Source organism: Streptomyces sp. A18, assembly GCF_059026065.1.
In genome coordinates, this window is record NZ_JBWLKL010000001.1 from 569809 (window position 1) to 587435 (window position 17627).

Annotated in this window: 18 protein-coding genes; 11 read left to right on the forward strand and 7 right to left on the reverse strand. The window is 70.2% G+C overall.

Annotation, left to right across the window (positions count from 1 at the left end):
• Window positions 1-56: 56 nt before the first annotated feature.
• Together AC5P1C_RS02540 and AC5P1C_RS02545 are read left to right on the forward strand one after the other, a co-directional pair.
• Window positions 57-419, forward strand: a complete 363-nt coding sequence (locus AC5P1C_RS02540; protein WP_493863969.1) for a hypothetical protein — start codon at window positions 57-59, stop codon at window positions 417-419.
• A 25-nt stretch (window positions 420-444) separates the two neighbouring features.
• Window positions 445-741, forward strand: coding sequence for an antitoxin (locus tag AC5P1C_RS02545; protein ID WP_493863970.1), 297 nt, complete (start codon window positions 445-447; stop codon window positions 739-741).
• A gap of 220 nt (window positions 742-961) precedes the next feature.
• Here the strand turns inward: AC5P1C_RS02545 and AC5P1C_RS02550 are convergent, their stop codons facing one another.
• The gene (locus AC5P1C_RS02550) at window positions 962-1681 is read right to left on the reverse strand and encodes a class III extradiol dioxygenase subunit B-like domain-containing protein (protein WP_493863971.1); all 720 of its coding nucleotides are present in this window, start codon (window positions 1679-1681) and stop codon (window positions 962-964) included.
• A gap of 89 nt (window positions 1682-1770) precedes the next feature.
• Window positions 1771-3291, reverse strand: coding sequence for a tRNA (N6-isopentenyl adenosine(37)-C2)-methylthiotransferase MiaB (gene miaB / locus AC5P1C_RS02555; protein ID WP_493863972.1), 1521 nt, complete (start codon window positions 3289-3291; stop codon window positions 1771-1773).
• Between the two features lie 86 nt (window positions 3292-3377).
• Between miaB and AC5P1C_RS02560 the strand changes: the two genes are divergently transcribed.
• On the forward strand, window positions 3378-4373 hold the full coding sequence (locus tag AC5P1C_RS02560) for a TAXI family TRAP transporter solute-binding subunit (RefSeq protein WP_493863973.1): 996 nt from the start codon (window positions 3378-3380) through the stop codon (window positions 4371-4373).
• Between the two features lie 3 nt (window positions 4374-4376).
• On the opposite strand, the gene AC5P1C_RS02565 is transcribed toward AC5P1C_RS02560, so the two are convergent.
• On the reverse strand, window positions 4377-5792 hold the full coding sequence (locus AC5P1C_RS02565; protein ID WP_493863974.1) for a sensor histidine kinase: 1416 nt from the start codon (window positions 5790-5792) through the stop codon (window positions 4377-4379).
• 16 nt (window positions 5793-5808) lie between these two features.
• The gene (locus AC5P1C_RS02570; RefSeq protein ID WP_160507591.1) at window positions 5809-6498 is read right to left on the reverse strand and encodes a response regulator transcription factor; all 690 of its coding nucleotides are present in this window, start codon (window positions 6496-6498) and stop codon (window positions 5809-5811) included.
• 285 nt (window positions 6499-6783) lie between these two features.
• Here AC5P1C_RS02570 and AC5P1C_RS02575 point away from each other — a divergent pair, with 285 nt between their 5' ends.
• The 8 genes from AC5P1C_RS02575 (at window position 6784) to AC5P1C_RS02610 (ending at window position 13400) form a co-directional block, all read left to right on the forward strand.
• Entirely contained in the window at window positions 6784-7563 is a 780-nt protein-coding gene (locus AC5P1C_RS02575; RefSeq protein ID WP_493863975.1) for an amino acid ABC transporter ATP-binding protein, read from the forward strand.
• A 57-nt stretch (window positions 7564-7620) separates the two neighbouring features.
• Window positions 7621-8541, forward strand: a complete 921-nt coding sequence (locus AC5P1C_RS02580) for a glutamate ABC transporter substrate-binding protein (protein ID WP_493863976.1) — start codon at window positions 7621-7623, stop codon at window positions 8539-8541.
• 167 nt (window positions 8542-8708) lie between these two features.
• Window positions 8709-9356, forward strand: coding sequence for an amino acid ABC transporter permease (locus AC5P1C_RS02585; protein ID WP_493863977.1), 648 nt, complete (start codon window positions 8709-8711; stop codon window positions 9354-9356).
• The gene (locus tag AC5P1C_RS02590; RefSeq protein ID WP_493863978.1) at window positions 9353-10300 is read left to right on the forward strand and encodes an amino acid ABC transporter permease; all 948 of its coding nucleotides are present in this window, start codon (window positions 9353-9355) and stop codon (window positions 10298-10300) included. The genes AC5P1C_RS02585 and AC5P1C_RS02590 overlap by 4 nt, the downstream gene beginning before the upstream one ends.
• 263 nt (window positions 10301-10563) lie before the next feature.
• Window positions 10564-12219, forward strand: coding sequence for an FAD-dependent monooxygenase (locus tag AC5P1C_RS02595; protein ID WP_493863979.1), 1656 nt, complete (start codon window positions 10564-10566; stop codon window positions 12217-12219).
• A gap of 82 nt (window positions 12220-12301) precedes the next feature.
• The gene (locus AC5P1C_RS02600) at window positions 12302-12349 is read left to right on the forward strand and encodes a hypothetical protein (protein ID WP_352018865.1); all 48 of its coding nucleotides are present in this window, start codon (window positions 12302-12304) and stop codon (window positions 12347-12349) included.
• A 92-nt stretch (window positions 12350-12441) separates the two neighbouring features.
• Window positions 12442-12981, forward strand: coding sequence for a cupin domain-containing protein (locus AC5P1C_RS02605; protein ID WP_493864035.1), 540 nt, complete (start codon window positions 12442-12444; stop codon window positions 12979-12981).
• Window positions 12978-13400, forward strand: a complete 423-nt coding sequence (locus tag AC5P1C_RS02610; protein ID WP_493863980.1) for a rhodanese-like domain-containing protein — start codon at window positions 12978-12980, stop codon at window positions 13398-13400. The genes AC5P1C_RS02605 and AC5P1C_RS02610 overlap by 4 nt, the downstream gene beginning before the upstream one ends.
• Before the next feature lie 68 nt (window positions 13401-13468).
• On the opposite strand, the gene AC5P1C_RS02615 is transcribed toward AC5P1C_RS02610, so the two are convergent.
• The 3 genes from AC5P1C_RS02615 to recX form a co-directional block, all read right to left on the reverse strand.
• Entirely contained in the window at window positions 13469-16012 is a 2544-nt protein-coding gene (locus AC5P1C_RS02615; RefSeq protein ID WP_493863981.1) for an FtsX-like permease family protein, read from the reverse strand.
• On the reverse strand, window positions 16009-16662 hold the full coding sequence (locus tag AC5P1C_RS02620) for an ArsR/SmtB family transcription factor (protein ID WP_493863982.1): 654 nt from the start codon (window positions 16660-16662) through the stop codon (window positions 16009-16011). The genes AC5P1C_RS02615 and AC5P1C_RS02620 overlap by 4 nt, the downstream gene beginning before the upstream one ends.
• 211 nt (window positions 16663-16873) lie before the next feature.
• Window positions 16874-17626 (reverse strand): recombination regulator RecX, encoded by a 753-nt coding sequence (gene recX / locus AC5P1C_RS02625; protein WP_493863983.1) that lies wholly within the window; start codon window positions 17624-17626, stop codon window positions 16874-16876.
• Window position 17627: the final 1 nt, after the last annotated feature.

The window sequence follows — 17627 nt, forward strand, 5'->3', positions numbered from 1 at the left end:
CAGGGCGCACCGGGCGGCGCGGGATTTCGCCCACACGAGTAGCGTATGGAGTAGATATGGGCGTTTTTGCACGGTTCCGCCGGAAGTCCAAGGACACGGCAGAGGCGTCAACGACCGGGGCGGCGGCCGACACCCCGACAGCCGAGCCGGAAGCGGCAGGAGAGTCCTCCGAGGCCGCGAACGGCAAGGAAGAGGCCAAGGCCGAAGCCGCCGCCGAGGGCGCGGCCAAGGGCGCGGCCAAGGGCGACACGGAGGCCGGGACAGAGTCCGAAGTCGACGCCGAGGCCGGTGTCACTGCCAAGCCCGAGGACAAGACGGAGACCGAAGCGGCTGCCGCGGAGAACGTGGACATCCCGAAGCAGCAGTCCGCCGAGAAGGCGGCCGACAACGACGAGGCCGACGAGGGCGCCCGCAAATGACTCTCCCAGCGAGGGAAGGTATCCGATGGGCTTCCTGCAGAGTCTGAAAGACAAGCTCGCCCCGGCGAAGGACAAGGTCGCAGACCTCGCGCAACAGCACGGGGACAAGATCGACCAAGGTCTCGACAAGGCCGCGAAGGTGGTCGACGACAAGACCAAGGGCAAGTACAGCGACAAGATCCAGACGGGGGCGGGCAAGGCGAAGGACGCCGTGGACCGCCTCGCCGGGACGCCTGACGAGGGCAAGGACACGGGCAGCGGGACCACGGGCGGCGGCACCCCTCCTCCGACGTCGCCTCCCACACCCCCTCCGGCTCCCTGAACCACCACTGAGAACCACCGCTGGACGACACCGCTGAACGACACCGGCGGACGGCCGTGGAGTGCCACCAGCTCCGCGGCCGTCGCCGTGCGTCGTGCGTCGTATGTCCTGCGTCGTGTCGTGTCGTGCCCGCGTCGTGCCCGTCGTGCCGGACGTGTGCGCAGAGGCCGGCTCGGGTGTGCCCAGCCCGGCTCGGCCCAGCCCGGCTCGGCTCAGGCCGTTACGACCAGGCGGCCACCAGATACCCGACGCCGTACGGAGCGTCGTCGTAGAGCAGCTCGCCGCTCAGGCCCGCGCCATCGGCCGCGCCCGCGAGCACCTGCCACGGCGCCCGGCCCGCGGCCTTCAGTTCGTGCGCCAGCTCCTCGTCCACCCCCTTGAGCGCGTCGACGTCCGCCTCACCCAGCGCACGGGCGATCTGCGCGTCGAACCCGGCCGCCCGCTCGTCCAGATACCCCGGCGCCTTCAGCGTGCGGCACGCGCTGGCGTCGCCCATCACCAGCAGCGCCACCCGGTCGCCCCGCGCCGCGATGTCCCCTCCGACTTGAATACACCGCTCGGCCCCCAGAGGTTCCCCCACCCCGAGCCCTTCCAGCGGGGCCGCCGACCACTCCGTGCGGTCGAGCAGCCAGGCGGCGACGGCGAGGGACGTCGGAAGGCCGTCCGCGGCATCCGGGGCGTCGCCGCCCGCACGTCCCAGGCGTACGTCGACGTCCACGCCGAAACCGCGGAACGAGCCACGGGCGCCCTGCGGATGCGGCCCACGCCTGCTCTGCTCGGCGGGGCCGACCACGACGAGCCGGTCGGGTCGCGAAGCGGCGAGGACCCCGATGGCGTCCGTGCACGCGGCACGCGCGGCGTCCAGTTCAGGGGCGGCGCCCGCTGCGACCTCGGGGACGAGCAGGGGCGGGCAGGGGCAGACGGCTGCGGCGACAAGCATGATCCGCAGCGTAACGCGCGCTCATAGGTGCTCGGCCCGTCATCCGCCGCTCCCTCGGTCAGCCCCGGCCAGCCGCGGTCAGTCGCAGGTCAGTCGCAGCCGCAACCGCTGCCGGCCGCCACCGGAAGCGGCTCGGGGGCGCCCACCTTCGGCAGCCCGAGCATCACACCGGCGGGTTTGGCCGCCGCCTCGGTATTGCGCTTTTCCCAGGCGTCACCCGCGCGCGTGGGGCGCACGGAAAGGACGGGGCCCTCGGCGAGCAGGTGGTGCGGCGCCGCGTACGTGATCTCCACCGTCACGACGTCACCGGGGCGGACCTCGGTGTCCGGCTTGGTGAAGTGGACCAGGCGGTTGTCCGGGGCGCGGCCGGAGAGGCGGTGCGTTGAGCCGTCCTTGCGGCCCTCGCCCTCGGCGACCATCAGCTCCAGGGTCCTGCCGACCTGCTTCTTGTTCTCGTCCCAGGCGATCTCCTCCTGGAGTGCGGACAGACGCATGTAGCGCGCCTGCACGACCTCCTTGGGGATCTGCCCCTCCATGGTCGCCGCGGGCGTACCGGGGCGCTTGGAGTACTGGAAGGTGAAGGCGTTGGCGAAGCGGGCCTCACGGACCACATGCATCGTCTGCTCGAAGTCCTCCTCGGTCTCCCCGGGGAAGCCGACGATGATGTCGGTGGTGATCGCGGCCTCGGGCATGGCGGCGCGGACCTTCTCGATGATCCCGAGGAAGCGGTCCTGGCGGTACGAGCGGCGCATCGCCTTCAGGACCTGGTCCGAGCCGGACTGCAGCGGCATGTGCAACTGGGGCATCACGTTCGGGGTCTCGGCCATGGCGGCGATCACGTCGTCCGTGAAGTCGCGCGGGTGCGGCGACGTGAAGCGCACGCGCTCCAGGCCCTCGATCTTCCCGCAGGCCCGAAGGAGCTTGCTGAAGGCCTCGCGGTCACCGATGTCCGAGCCGTACGCGTTCACGTTCTGGCCGAGCAGGGTGATCTCGGAGACGCCCTCGGCGACGAGCGCCTCGATCTCGGCGAGGATGTCGCCGGTCCTGCGGTCCTTCTCCTTGCCGCGCAGGGCGGGCACGATGCAGAACGTGCAGGTGTTGTTGCAGCCCACGGAGATGGAGACCCAGGCCGCGTACGCGCTCTCGCGGCGCGTGGGCAGCGTCGAGGGGAACGCCTCCAGCGACTCCGCGATCTCGACCTGCGCCTCTTCCTGGACGCGGGCCCGCTCCAGGAGCACCGGCAGCTTGCCGATGTTGTGCGTCCCGAAGACGACGTCGACCCAGGGTGCCTTCTTGACGATCGTGTCGCGGTCCTTCTGGGCCAGACAGCCGCCGACGGCGATCTGCATGCCCGGCCGCTTCGTCTTCATCGGCGCCAGGCGGCCGAGATTGCCGTAGAGGCGGTTGTCGGCGTTCTCCCGCACGGCGCACGTGTTGAAGACGACCACGTCGGCGTCGCCGTCCGAGCCCTCGGGCGCACGTTCGTATCCGGCGCCCTCGAGGAGACCGGAGAGGCGCTCCGAATCGTGGACGTTCATCTGGCACCCGTAAGTGCGTACCTCGTACGTTCCTTTAACGCCCACTGCCTGTCCCCGGTCGCCGCTGCTCATGTGACAAGGGTAGGCGGTCGGGGAAGTTTCCCTGCCGGGAGCTCGGCCCTGGCCATTACTGCGCGTGGCCTGGCAGGATCGCGCGCATGCTCGAGGCACTCCCCCACATCAGCAGGCGCCGCGCACTCCAGGGTGCCGCGGCCGCCCTCGTGGTCTTCGGGCTGTTGATGTGGTGGCTCGTCCCGGCGGGCGACGACTCCCCCAAGGGCCGGATGACGTTCAGTACGGGCGTGAAGAACGCGGTGTACGAGCGGTACGGCAAGCTCCTGCGGACCGCGGCCTCTCATGACATGCCCGACGTCGACATGGAGCTGCTCAACAGCGAGGGATCGCAGCAGAACGTCGAGCGGGTGGCCACGGGGGAGGCCGATTTCACCATCGCGGCCGCCGACGCCGTCGAGAAGTACCGCCTGGAGAACCGCGAGGGCGCGGACCGGCTGCGCGGCTGCGCACGGCTGTACGACGACTACGTCCAGCTCGTCGTCCGGCGCTCGTCGGACATCGGCAGTGCACAGGACCTGAAGGGCAAGAAGGTGGCCGTGGGGCAGCCGCGCTCGGGCGTGCGGCTGATAGCGGACCGGGTCCTCAAGGCCGCCGGACTCGATCCGGACAAGGACCTCACGTCGGTGGACGCCGGCATCGACAAGGCGCCCGATCTTCTGAAGAAGGGCGACATCGACGCCTTCTTCTGGTCGGGCGGGCTGCCGACCACCACGGTGCGGCTGCTTTCCGAAGAGTTCGACATCCGCCTCGTCGAGCTCGGCACCCTAGTGGACGCCCTGCACAAGCAGGGCGGCGCCTCCCGCTACTACCGGGCCGCGGTGATGCCCGCCGACGCCTATCCCTCCGCTCAGCAGAACGACGCCGTACCGACGCTGGCCGTAGCGAACCTCCTGGTCACCACGGACCGCGCGGACTCGAAGCTGACCGAGGGCCTGACCCGCACGGTGATCGACAGCCGGGACCACATCGGTGACGAGGTGCACGCGGCCCAGCTGGTGGACCTGCGCACAGCCCTCTACACGGACCCGCTCACCCTGCACGAGGGCGCACGCCGCTACTACCGATCGGTCAAGCCGTAGCCGTCAGGCCGCGGGCCCCGGTTCGCCGCGCGGGACGCTGACGATCACCCGCAGCCCGTGCGGCTCGTGCTGTGCGTACGCGATGGAACCGCCGCCCGCGGTGAGCAGGGCCCGCGAGATGGACAGACCCAAGCCCGAGCCCTTCACGTTCTGATGGCGGTTGCTGCGCCAGAAGCGGTCGCCGATGCGGGCGAGTTCGTCCTCCGTGAGGCCGGGGCCGCCGTCCGTGATCACGATGGTCGTCAGCTCACCACTCCAGGAGACCTCCACCCGCACCTCCTCGCCCTCGGGCGTGAACTTGAGGGCGTTGTCGATCACCGCGTCCAGGGCGCTGGACAGCGCGACCGGGTCGGCCCAGCCGGTGGTCGCCGGGCAGCTGCCCGTCAGCCGCACCCCGTGCTCATCGGCCAACGGTCGCCAGGCACCGATCCGCTCGGCCGCGAGCTCACCGATGTCGGTGACATGCAGATCGGCGGCGGAGTGCTCGGCGAGCGCGAGCCCGAGGAGGTCGTCGAGAACCTGGGCGAGGCGCTTGCCCTCGGTGCGCACGGAGGCGATCTCTTCGTTCCCCTCGGGCAGTTCGAGGGCGAGCAGTTCGATGCGGAGCAGCAGGGCGGCGAGCGGGTTGCGCAGCTGGTGCGAGGCGTCGGCGACGAAGGCGCGCTGCTGCTCCAGGACGTCCTCGACGTTGTCGGCCATCTCGTTGAACGACCGGGCGAGACGCCTGAGTTCCGGCGGTCCGCCCGCGGCCGCCACCCGCGACTTCAGCCGCCCGGTCGCGATGTCGTGCGTGGTCGCGTCCAGGACCCGCACCGGGCGCAGCACCCAGCCGGTGAGGCGCAGCGCGGCACCGACGGCCAGGAGCATCGCCGCCGACTCGCCCGCGCCGATGAGCAGCCATCCCTGCAGCGTCTGCGAACGCATGCGCCCCGTGGGCGACTCGGTGACGACGACGGCGACGACGTCACCGTCCCTGATCACCGGCGATGCGACGACGAGTCTGCCGCGCTGCCAGGGCCACACCTGACGCGGATCGTGGCTTCCACGGGACCTGAGGGCCTCCTCGAAGGCCTCCCGCACCTCGGCGCCCCTGGGGGGCAGGTACCAGCTCCCGGGGGCGTGAGCCATGGGCCCACGGTCCCGGAAGAAGACGCCCGCCTTGATCCCGTAGACCTCGTGGTAGTAGTCGAGTTCGGTCTGGAGGGTTTCGCGCCGTTCATCCTTGCCCTGCTGCCGCGATCCGGTGGGACGTTTCGTGACGAACTGCGCGAGCGCCGCGAATCGGGCCGTGTCGTCGATCCGGTCGACGATCACCTTCTGCTGCTGGGCAGCCGCCACGCTCACCGCGAGCGGGAAGCCGAGCGCCAGCAGCACACCCGCCATGAGGACGATGAGCAGCGGGAGGAGGCGAGAGCGCACCTGACCTCGCTACTCGCTACGCGGCCGGGGCGACGAGCCGGTAGCCCACGCCCCGTACGGTCTCGATCAGGGCCGGCATGTGCAACTTGGATCGCAGGGAAGCGACGTGCACCTCAAGGGTGCGCCCCGTCCCCTCCCAGCTGGTGCGCCACACCTCGCTGATGATCTGCTCCCGGCGGAACACCACGCCCGGCCGCTGCGCGAGGAGTGCGAGCAGGTCGAACTCCTTGCGGGTCAGCTGGACCGTCGAACCGTCCACACTGACCTGGCGGGTGGGCAGTTCGATGCGTACGGAACCGAGGCGCAGCTCGCTGTCCGCGGGCCCCGCGGCAGCGCCGGACGGGGGACGCCGGATGACCGCGTGGATGCGGGCGATCAGCTCCCCCGTGTCGTACGGCTTGACCACGTAGTCATCGGCTCCGAGGTTCAGGCCATGGATCCGGGAGCGCACGTCGGCGCGCGCGGTCACCATGATCACGGGGATCGACCCGCGCTTGCGGATCTTTCCGCACACTTCGTAGCCGTCCTGATCGGGCAGCCCCAGATCGAGGAGCACGACTCCGAAGGGCGCCGTTTCGCCGGGCAGCAGGGCCTGCAGCGCTTCCTCCCCGCTGCGGGCGTGCACGACGTCGAAGCCGTGCCTGGCCAGGACCGCGGACAGGGCGGCGGCCACATGATCGTCGTCCTCGACGAGGAGCAGTCTCATACGGGCCCCCTCCGGTTCATCGGTCGTTCCGTTCGCGCTCGCCGATGGCCGGTATGCGCGCGTACAAGCACCAAGGCATCCACGCCGATGGATAAGGACCGCGTCAAGAGGGTTCGGGTCACGGACACGTTCCGTTATGCAGCCGGTACGCGCCGGGGCGTCCCCTTCACACGGAGTGTCCGGTTGCGGCCGGATCGTTATGCTCAATTTCCCCTCAGATGTAATGACGCTGGTCGCACCGGGTTATTACTGTCCTCCCAACCGAGGAGGATGGAGCAACAAGCCGTGACCGAAGTATCGGTGACCAAGGACGCCATACCGCCCGGGGCGGACGACCTGGTCGTGCTGAAGAACGTCAACAAGCACTTCGGCGCTCTGCACGTCCTCCAGGACATCGACCTGACCATCACCCGCGGTGAGGTCGTCGTCGTGATCGGCCCCTCCGGGTCGGGCAAGTCGACACTGTGCCGCGCCATCAACCGCCTGGAGACGGTCGAATCGGGAGACATCTCGATCGACGGCAAGCCGCTGCCCCAGGAGGGCAAGGAGCTCGCCCGTCTCCGTGCGGACGTGGGCATGGTCTTCCAGTCCTTCAACCTTTTCGCGCACAAGACCGTGCTCGAGAACGTGATGCTGGGCCAGACCAAGGTGCGCAAGACGTCCAAGGCGGAAGCAGAGACGAAGGCGCGCGGTCTCCTGGACCGCGTGGGTGTCGCCTCGCAGGCCGACAAGTACCCCGCGCAGCTCTCCGGCGGCCAGCAGCAACGCGTCGCGATCGCCCGCGCGTTGGCGATGGACCCCAAGGTGATGCTCTTCGACGAGCCCACGTCGGCGCTCGACCCGGAGATGATCAACGAGGTCCTCGAGGTCATGCAGCAGCTCGCGCGTGACGGCATGACCATGGTCGTGGTCACCCACGAGATGGGCTTCGCCCGATCCGCGGCCAACCGCGTCGTCTTCATGGCGGACGGCCGGATCGTCGAAGAGGCCGTGCCGGACCAGTTCTTCAGCAACCCGCGCAGCGACCGGGCCAAGGACTTCTTGTCGAAGATCCTTAAGCACTGAGGAAACACTGAGGCTCCCACGTCGTCTCAACGCCAGTCGAAACAAAGGATGTTCACGATGAAGCTCCGTAAGTCCGCCGCCGCCGTAGCGGCGCTCGCCGCTCTTTCGCTGGCCGCCACCGCCTGCGGCGGCAAGGAGGGCTCCGCCGGTGACAAGCCGGAAGGTCCGGACGACTCCGGCGCCAAGGCCCTCAGCTACGAGGTCAAGAAGGACGCCTCGGTCGACTCGTCGGTCTTCAAGGCGGCCAAGAAGCGCGGCAAAATCGTCATCGGTGCCAAGGCCGACCAGCCGTACCTGGGCTTCCAGGACCAGTCGACCAAGGAGTACTCCGGCTTCGACATCGAGATCGCGAAGATGATCGCCGCTGATCTCGGCTTCACGCCGAAGCAGATCGAGTGGAAGACGGTCGACTCCGGTGCCCGCGAGACCGCGGTCTCCAAGGGCGACGTCGACCTGATGATCGGCACGTACACGATCAACGACGAGCGCAAGAAGCAGATCGACTTCGCCGGCCCGTACTTCCACGCCGGTGCCTCCCTCCTCGTCCGCAAGGACGAGAAGGAGATCAAGGGCCCGGAGACGGTCCGTGACAAGAAGGTCTGTTCCATCGTCGGCTCCACGCCGCTGCAGAACATCAAGAAGCCGAAGTACGGCGCCGACGTCACCGAGCTCTCCAAGTACTCGGAGTGCGTCGCCCAGCTCCTGAACAACCAGGTAGACGCCGTCACCACGGACGACGCGATCCTGATGGGCTACGCCGCCCAGAACGAGGGCAAGCTCCAGGTCGTCGGCAAGCCGTTCTCGGACGAGCCCTACGGCGTCGGCCTCAAGAAGGGCGACGCGGCCCTGCAGACGGCCGTCGCGGACGCCATCAAGGCCCACCAGGAGAACGGCGACTACAAGAAGGCGTACGACGCCACCCTCGGCAAGTCCGGCTCCGAGTACAAGGACCCGCCGGCCTTCACCGACCCGAAGTAATCCGGCACGCCCCGCTCCGTCCGCGCTCGGCCGCGGTACGGAGCGGGACGTTCGCTGCGCGCATCGCTGCCGGACCTGTCGCGAAACCCTGCCACCGCCCCCGGCCCTGACGGCCGGGGCCCGTCGCGCTACCTGCGACCCGTCGCGAAAGACCTCGCGGAGAATTCATGGACGTACTACTCGACAACCTGTCGCTCTTCCGCGAAGGGTTTTTCGGGACTCTGAAGCTGACCGCATCCAGCGCGCTCGTGGCTGTGGTCGTCGGGGTCATCATCGCCGGGTTCCGGGTATCACCCGTGCCGCCGCTGCGAATATTCGGCACCCTCTGGGTCACGCTGCTGCGGAACACCCCGCTCACCCTGCTCTTCCTTGTGGCGTTCTTCATCGTCCCCAAGGTGCTCTTCCCCGACCTGGACTCCTTCCTTCTCGCCACGCTCGCCTGCGGGTTCTACACCTCCGCGTTCGTGACCGAGGCGGTCCGCTCGGGCATCAACACCGTGCCGCTGGGGCAGGCCGAAGCGGCCCGCGCGATCGGGCTCACGTTCACCCAGACGATGCGGCTCATCGTGCTGCCCCAGGCCACGCGCACCGTGGTGCCGCCGCTCGCCAGCATCTTCATCGCCCTGACGAAGAACACCGCCATCGCGGGAGCCTTCGACAACGTCGATCTGTTCAACGTCTCGAAGACGCTGAGCAACGACGGCTACGACATCGCGATGATCTTCATCTGGATCACGCTCGCGTACCTGATCATCACGTACGCCATCAGCGGGCTCTTCCGACTTCTTGAGCACCGCCTGGAGGTTGCCCGATGAGTGCCAACGTCCTCTTCGACGCCCCCGGCCCCAAGGCCCGTATCCGCAACATCATCTACAGCGTCGTCGGCACCGCCGCCCTTCTGGGCGGCATCCTCTGGATCGTCCTCCGACTGAACGACCAGGGCGAGTTCGACGCCGACCTGTGGGACATCTTCAACTACACCGGAATCCAGCAGAACATCCTGGACGGTCTGTTCGCCACGCTGAAGGTGTTCGCCTTCGCGGGCGTCTTCTCCCTCGCGTTCGCCGTGGTGCTCTGTGTGGCGCGGCTCTCCGAGCACAGGCCGGTGCGCTGGGTCGCCGTCGCCTTCATCGACCTCTTCCGGTCCATTCCGCTGCTCATCACCATCTTCGCCCTCTGGGTCGGCCTGCTCGGCGACATGACCCCGTTCTGGGCGCTGGTGATCGGTCTGACCATCTACAACGGATGCGTCCAGGCCGAGGTGCTCCGCGCGGGCATCAACGCGGTGCCCAAGGGACAGATGGAGGCCGCCTACGCCCTGGGGCTGCGCAAGACCCAGGTCATGACCACGGTGCTCTTCCCGCAGGCGATCCGGTCGATGCTGCCGACCATCATCAGCCAGCTGGTGGTGACGCTGAAGGACACCTCGCTCGGGTTCATGGTCCTCTACCCCGAGCTGCTCCACTCGGCCCGGCTGATCGCCAACAACACCCCGGTCAACGGCGTCTACCCGTTCGTCCAGACGGTCACCGTTTTCGGCGTCATCTACATCGCGCTCTGCATGCTCCTCTCCTCGCTGGCGACCTGGATCGAGAAGCGGGGACGTCGCACCAAGACCGGCATCGCCGTCGCCGCTGCCGCCGAGCCGGCCGAGGCACCCGGTGTGCTGGACGCCTCCGCTCCGCTCGGCCCCACCACGGGGGCCACCGAGGCCGCAGACGCGCAGCCGGGCGACGGCCCCACGGAGAAGAAGAACTGACACGCCCTCAGCGTCGGGGCGCACCCGCCTGAGAGCTCGTACGTCAGGGGCCCGCCGAGGACACTCGGCGGGCCCCTGACGCGTCTCCTGCCTCCCGTTCCCCACGAACGGCCCTCAGGAGGGCTCCGCGGCCGTGCGTCCAGCTTGACGGGTCGGCACGCAGTCTGTTGCATACGTTCTGTGATCGTGCACCGGGCTCCAACTGCCAGTTCCTGTACGTACGTCCAGCGCTCCCGGGCCCTCGCGGCGGGAGGGTACGCACAGTGGACCCGGTGATCGTCGTCGGCGCGGGCCCCGTGGGGCTCGCTCTTGCCCTGGCCCTCGCGCGTCACTCCGTACCCACCGTGGTACTCGACGAAGGGCCCGGCAAGGACGAGCAGCGGGCCGCGCGGACCGTCATCCTGCGGGATGACACCGCGGCCCTCATGGAGCGGCTCACCGGTCGCTCCTTCGGCGACCAGGAGTCGGGCGCACGGTGGGGCGGCTGGCGCTCCCTGCGGCGCAAGCAGCTGATGCGCGAGCTCACGTTCAGTGATGAGATGCCGGCCCCGCTGCACGTGGCCCAGCACACGCTGACCGGCGCCCTGCGCGCGGCCATCGCCGACGAGCGTCTCGTCAGGGTCGCGGTGGAGAGCAAGCTCGACTCCCTGGAGCAGGACGCGGGCGGTCTTACCGCCCACACGCGTGGGCCCAAGGACACTTGGTGGCGCGGCAGTTATCTGGTGGGCTGCGACGGGCCGCGGTCGACGGTGCGCAAGCTCCTCGACATCCGCTTCCCGGGGCGCACGGCCGTCGAACGACACGCCGTGGCCGCGCTGCGCACGGAACTTCCCAGGCCCGGTGAGGCGTTGTTGCATCGGATGCCTCCGTGGCGCCACGGAGGCGCCGAGGTGACGGGCCGTCCGCTCGCCGACGGGGTGTGGCGGCTCGACTGGCTGCTGCCGCCACGCGGTGATCTCGTGACGCCCGACGCCCTTGTGGTGCGCATCCGCGAGACCCTCGCGGGCTGGTGCGAGGGCTCCACGCCGCCGTACGAACTGCTCGACACGGGCGTGCACACCGTCCACCACCGCCTGGCCCGCCGGTGGCGGGTCGGCCGCGCCTTCCTCGCGGGCGACGCCGCGCATCTGCTCGGAGCGCTTGGTACGCAAGGGCTCGACGAGGGACTGCGGGACGCGGACAACCTCGCCTGGAAGCTGGCCCTGGCCTGGCACCACGGCCCGCGGGACGCCCTGCTCGACAGCTATCAGGCCGAGCGGCGGGCCGGCGTCGCCGCCCGCCTGCGCGCCGCCGACCAGTCGCTGCCGATACTGCGGGGCGGCGGAGGCCTGCGCGCGTACGTGCCGGGGTCGGCGCGCGGGCACGACATGCTCCTCACCGACGGCCACGTGGGACGCGGTCCGCTCGGCGCACCCGGATCGTACGCGGAGTCACCACTGGCACCTGAACCCTCCGAGTCCGAGGTCCCCGTGGGTACGGAGCCGGGAGCACCGGTGACCGATGTGCCGGTGACGGCACCCGACGGGTCCTTCGTGCGGCTGCGGGACCGGCTCGGCGTGGGGCAGCTGCTCGTCGTCCTCGTCGCGCCCGGCACGGTGGTGTGGGAGCGGCGGCACTGGGTGAAGGCCGGGATCATGCCTCGCCTCGCCGCCGCCGTCACGGCGCTGCCGCACCCTGCGGAACTGCTCGTCGCGGAGAGTTACCCCGGCGCCCCCGCACACTCCGTGCTGCTCATCCGCCCCGACGGCCACCTGGTCACCGCGCTCGGCGGGGTACGCCCCGCAGAGCTGTATACGGCGGCCGAGGCGGCCCTGGGCGGGGCGGTGCCTCAGCGGCGTGCGAACAGGGCGGACGGCGCGGCGGACAGCAAGGAGAAGGCGGAGAGCACGGCCGCCGCGAGCCGACCGGCCTCACAGTGAACAAGAGTTGACCGGCACGCAGCGTCATGGTCTACTCCGAAACGTGACCGACACCGATGTGCGCCTGTGGCGGAGGGTCCATATGGACCTCGTCCGCTATGCGGGCTGCGTGTGTCGCCCGTCCTTCTGATTTCGCCTTCCCTCTGCGCGCCCTCGCCCTCTTCTTGGCGCGCGTTTCCGCGATCTTCCAGGACGGTAACCGTGTCTCCTTCTGCTTCTGCCATCACCTCACCCCCTGTCTCCACCACGCATGCCTCCGCAGCGGTGTCCGCGCCCACCGCCGCGGAACTCCTCGATTTCGTACGCCGCAGCGCCGCAGACGCCGATCTCATCGCCTCGTTGCCGCTCGACCCCGAGGGGCGCACTTGGGTGCGGCTCGAAGGGCCCGGCGGCAGCGAGGCATGGCTGATCGGCTGGCCACCGGGCACCGGTACCGGATGGCACGACCACGCGGAGTCGGTCGGGGCCTTCCTCACCGCTGCCGGAACCCTCAAGGAGAACTCACTCGCCGCCCGGCTGCCCACCGACGGCTGGCAGACCCTGGAGCTCTCCGAAGGGGTGGACCGCGGACGGGAGTTGACGGCCGGCGAGGGCAGGGCGTTCGGCCAGAACCACGTGCATGAAGTTCTGAACGAGTCCACCGGCGAACACGCCGTCTCCGTGCACGCCTACTATCCGCCGCTGCCGCGTATCCGCCGCTACAGCCGTACGGGCGCGGTCCTGCGCCTGGAGTCCGTGGAGCGCCCGGAGGACTGGCAGTGAGCGAGCATCCCGTAGACGCACGTCCCGTAGGAGACGAGCGTCCCGTGGGTATTGATGAGTTGCTGGAGCGTGTGCGGCTCGACCTCGACCGGGTCACACCGGAGGAGGCGCGGGACATCGCCGCCGCCGGTGGACTTCTGGTCGACATCCGGTACGCCGCCCTGCGCGAGCGGGACGGGCTGATCCCCGGCGCCCTCGTCGTCGAGCGCAATGAGCTTGAGTGGCGGCTGGATCCGCAGGGCAGTCACCGTGCCGCGGAGGCCGACAGCCATGACCTGCGGACCGTCGTGATCTGCAACGAGGGCTACGCGTCGAGCCTCGCGGCGGTCTCCTTGCGGCAGTTGGGGCTGCGGCACGCGACCGATCTCATAGGCGGGTTCCAGGCATGGAGGGCCGCCGGGCTTCCTGTCGCGGCGTGACATACGTGCCAACGCGTGGGCGCCCCCTCCGGGTTCGGTAAGGGGCGCCCACCATTGTCTACTGCCGCTTACTCCTTGGCCGTCGCCACCGTGACAGGGCGCGGCTTCAGCGCGACGCGGCCCGGGAGCGCCGTCGCCGTGAGGGCGAGGAGGCCCGCGACGGCCACCACGGAGACGTACACCAAGGGTGTGATCGAAGGCGCGGCGCTGCCGGTCATGCCGACGCTGAATGCGGTCAGGACGGCGAGTGCGATGCCGCTGCCGATGGCCGTGCCGATGAGCAGGACGGCCAGGGCCTCGGTGCGCAGCATGCGCAGGACCTGGCGGCGGCTCGCACCCGCCAGACGCAGCATCGCGAACTCGCGGATGCGCTCGGAGACGGACATCGCGAGCGTGTTGACGACGGCGATCGCGGTGAACGCCAGGATGAGGCCCATGGCCAGGTAGTTCACCTCGGCGTTCGCCTGCTGACGCTCGGCCTGGAGGTTGTCGGCGGCGGCCGGAGCGAGAACCCGCACGCCCGGGAACTTCACGACGCCTGCCGCGAGTTGTTCCTGTGTACGGTCGCTCTTGATCAGGACCGTGGCGGCGAGCGGGTTGTCGACGTGGCGGGCGACCAGGTCGTGCGCCATGGTCAGGTCTCCGAACCCGAGCCCGCGCGCGTACACGGCGCTGACTTTGAGCGCGGTCTTCGTGCCGTCGCCGAGCGTGAGCTTCAGAGTGCTGCCGGGCTTCAGGTCGAGCTGGTCCGCGGCCAGTTCGCTGACGGCGACACTGTCCTTGCCGAAGCCCTTCAGGGACCCGGCGGTGACGTCCGGGTCCCAGGTGCGGGTGAGACCGGCCGTGCTGACGCCCTGCGCCGGGTACTTGTCGAGTCCTACGCGCACGGTGGTGCGGACGACCTCGGTGGCCGCCTCGACGCCTTCGGTCGTACGCAGCTGCCGCGCGGCCGTGGCCGGGACGCCGGGTCCCTGTGCCGCCAGGACCCAGTCGGCGCGGATGCCCTCGCGGGCCTGCGCGCGGGCCGCGTCGCCGAGGGTGGGCTGGACGAACAGGACGGTGCAGGTCATGCCGGTGAGGAGGGCGAGCGGGGTGACGGCTGCCGCCATCCGGGCGGCGTTGCCACGGAGGTTGGCGTGCGCGAGACGGCCGCCGGGGCCGGAGAGCCGCAGCGGGCCACGGAGCACAGCGGCCGCCGCCCTGACCACGAGCGGGCCGAGGAGGGCGATGGCGGAGGAGAGGACCACAACGGTCAGGAACGTCACGGGAGTCGACGCCGGCTCGGTGCGCAGCACGCTGAGCACGGCGACCAGCACGGCGCCTCCGGCAAGGAGGACGAGTCCGGCGATGACGCGGCTCCACGACGGCCCGGTGCGCTCGACACGCGCTTCGGCGAGGGCTTCGGCCGGGCGGATACGGGCGATGCGGCGGGCCGAGAGCCGGGCGGCTGCCCATGCTCCGAGCAGCGTCGCGGCCACGGCGGCGAAGAGCGGGAAGACGCTCACGGTCCGCTCCAGGGTGGCGGGGACGGCGCCCATGTCCACGAACCTGCCGTGCAGCCAGCCGCCGAGCGGGATTCCGGCGAGCGAGCCGATGACGCCCGCAGCCGCGCCGACGATCAGGGCCTCTCGGCCGAGGAGCCTGCGGATCTGCTTCGGGGTGGCGGCGATGGCGCGGAGCAGGGCGAGTTCGCGGTGGCGCTGCTGCACGGAGAGGGCGAAGGTTCCGACGACCACGAGGATGGCGACGAGGAGGGATGTGCCGCCCATCGCACCGCCCATGCTGACCAGCTTGACGCGGGCGCCCGCTGCGTCCAGGAACTCCACGGGGCCACGGTCGTCGCCAGTGCTGACCTGGGCCTTCGTGCCGTCGAGGGCGTCAGTGACCGCCTTCTTGAGGTCGCCGGTCCCGGTGCCCTTGGTCGGTACGACGCCGAGGGCGGTGATCCGGCCGGGGTGCGCGGCGAGCCGCTCGGCCTCTCCGGCGGAGAAGAAGAGGGATGTCTGGTGGGCGAGGGCACCTCCGGCGGGGGCCGCGACACCGGTGACGCGGTAGGAGCGCGGGGCCTGTGTCGACTGGACGGTGAGGCGGTCACCGGTCTTGAGGTGGGCCCGTCCGGCGAGGTCGCGGTCGATGACGAGGTCACCTGCGGCGCGCGGGGCCGCGCCCTCGACGAGACGGAAGGGGGTCAGCGCGGCCGACTCCCAGGCGTGTCCGTACGCGGGCTTGTCGGTGAGGTCACCGGCGGAGGGGGCCAACGGCACGGCGAGGAAGGTGAGTTCGGGGACGACCTTGCCGACCTCCGGCAGGCCCTTGAGCTTGCGCGCGATGTCGTCCGTCAGCCAGGCCCGCTCGGCGATCGGCTTGGCCTTGTGCTTGACCTTGGTCTTGCCCTTCTTGTGCTTGACGGTGGTCTGGTGGACGTTCTGGTCGGCGGAGACGACCACGGGGGCCGCGGCGTAGCGCTCGGTCTGGATGGTGCCGCGCAGGCCGGTCTCCAGGAGGGTGCCGCAGGCCGTGATGAGCGCGGCGGCGCACATCAGTGCCAGGAAGGCGCCGAGGAATCCGCCCTTGCGGTCTCGGACGGTCTGCAGTGCGTAGCGCAGCATCATGATGTCGCCTCGGGCTCGGAGGAGTGGGAGGGCGTGGGCTCTTCGGTGGGCGCGGGATCGTCTGTCGGCGCGGGCGCCGGGAAGGCCAGGAGTCGCGTGAGGACGGTGCGGGCGTCGGCCGGTGTCTCGGCGTCGGGGCGCTTGTAGCGGTTGAGGAGGGCGATGTACTCCTCGAAGAACTCGCGGAGTTCGGGGAGCGTCAGCCGGATCGTGCCGCGCGAGTACGGAAACGCGTCGGCCCACTCACCGAGTTCGGCGCCACCGTCTCGCTGCAGCTGCTCGAAGAGCTCCAGGTCGGCGGCGTACGAGAGGTGGTTCAGCTCGTCCATGACGAGCCGCGTCTCGGCGTTCTGCTCGCTGCGCGGCGGGAAGCGCCGGTCGCCGGGGACCGCGCGCCACCAGCGTTCGCGTCCGTGGCCCGTGCCCGCGGTCTCCTCGACGAAGCCGTAACGGGCGAGCTCGCGCAGGTGGTAGCTGGTGGCCCCGGTGTTGAGGCCGAGCGCCCTCGCCAGCGTCGCGGAGGTGGCCGGGCCGTGCGTGGTGAGGTGCTGCAGCATTTGCTGGCGCCGGGGCTGCGCGAGCGCCTTGAGGACGCGGAGGTCGCTCAGCTCCTCGGGGGCGCCATCGGTGGTGCCGGGTTCCTTTGCCATGCGTACACAGTCGTCTGTGCACAGATTCCTGTGCAGTGCGGCGGCCCGGCGTCTTCGTTGGGGGGTTAACCCCACCTCGGGTGGCTCCCACCTCGCAGGTGAGGGGGAGTTGGGGTCGGCCCGCGCAACGCGAAAGGGCCGGGCCGCGGTCGTCCTCACCGCGTCACCCGGCCCTGACCTGGGCCCCACCCCCGCGAGGGCCCTGGTCGTTTCAGCCCCCGTCGTACCCCAAGTCCCCCGTGTCCTCGCCCTCTTCCTCGAGCGCCTGCCGGACGATCCGGAGTGCCAGGCCTTCCGAGTAGCCCTTGCGGGCGAGCATGCCCGCGAGGCGGCGCAGTCGCTTGTCGCGGTCGAGGCCCCGCGTCGCGCGGAGCTTGCGGGCGACGAGCTCGCGTGCGGTCGCCTCCTCCTGCTCGGAGTCGAGCTGTCCGACGGCCTCCTCGATCAGCGTGGCGTCCACGCCCTTCGTGCGCAGCTCCTGCGCGAGTGCTCGTCGGGCAAGGCCCCGGCCGTGGTGCCGGGACTCCACCCACGCGCCCGCGAAGGCGCCGTCGTTGATCAGGCCGACCTCTTCGAAGCGGGTCAGCACTTCGTCCGCCACGTCGTCCGGGATCTCCCGCTTGCGCAGCGCGTCCGCCAACTGTTTGCGCGTGCGCGGGGTCCCGGTGAGCAGGCGCAGACAGATCGCCCGCGCCTTCTCCCCCGGATCCGCCGTCTGCGGCTCCCCCTTCTCGGCCCTCGACGAGGAAGGGGGGCCGCTGTCCTGTGACCCGCCGCCGCCTCGGCCTTCACCGAAGCCGCCACGCCGTCGGCGACCTCTCCGGCCGCCGCCCCCGCGGAAGCCGGTTCCGTCACCCTCCTGGTCGGCGCCGCCCTGATCCACACCGTTCGCGAAGCCTCTGCCCGCGGGGTCGGTGTGATGCTCGGGGGTGATCTGGTCCGCCCAGTCCGTGCGCCGCGTCATG

What these genes read in the sequence shown, in the direction of transcription:
- miaB (WP_493863972.1), bottom strand. Translation starts at nt 3,291, where the DNA reads ATGAGCAGCGGCGACCGGGGACAGGCAGTGGGCGTTAAAGGAACGTAC.
- AC5P1C_RS02590 (WP_493863978.1), top strand. Translation starts at nt 9,353, where the DNA reads ATGAGTGCCAACGTCCTCTTCGACGCCCCCGGCCCCAAGGCCCGTATC.
- AC5P1C_RS02580 (WP_493863976.1), top strand. Translation starts at nt 7,621, where the DNA reads ATGAAGCTCCGTAAGTCCGCCGCCGCCGTAGCGGCGCTCGCCGCTCTT.
- AC5P1C_RS02620 (WP_493863982.1), bottom strand. Translation starts at nt 16,662, where the DNA reads ATGGCAAAGGAACCCGGCACCACCGATGGCGCCCCCGAGGAGCTGAGC.
- AC5P1C_RS02560 (WP_493863973.1), top strand. Translation starts at nt 3,378, where the DNA reads ATGCTCGAGGCACTCCCCCACATCAGCAGGCGCCGCGCACTCCAGGGT.
- AC5P1C_RS02585 (WP_493863977.1), top strand. Translation starts at nt 8,709, where the DNA reads ATGGACGTACTACTCGACAACCTGTCGCTCTTCCGCGAAGGGTTTTTC.
- AC5P1C_RS02570 (WP_160507591.1), bottom strand. Translation starts at nt 6,498, where the DNA reads ATGAGACTGCTCCTCGTCGAGGACGACGATCATGTGGCCGCCGCCCTG.
- AC5P1C_RS02550 (WP_493863971.1), bottom strand. Translation starts at nt 1,681, where the DNA reads ATGCTTGTCGCCGCAGCCGTCTGCCCCTGCCCGCCCCTGCTCGTCCCC.
- AC5P1C_RS02545 (WP_493863970.1), top strand. Translation starts at nt 445, where the DNA reads ATGGGCTTCCTGCAGAGTCTGAAAGACAAGCTCGCCCCGGCGAAGGAC.
- AC5P1C_RS02615 (WP_493863981.1), bottom strand. Translation starts at nt 16,012, where the DNA reads ATGATGCTGCGCTACGCACTGCAGACCGTCCGAGACCGCAAGGGCGGA.
- AC5P1C_RS02540 (WP_493863969.1), top strand. Translation starts at nt 57, where the DNA reads ATGGGCGTTTTTGCACGGTTCCGCCGGAAGTCCAAGGACACGGCAGAG.
- recX (WP_493863983.1), bottom strand. Translation starts at nt 17,626, where the DNA reads ATGACGCGGCGCACGGACTGGGCGGACCAGATCACCCCCGAGCATCAC.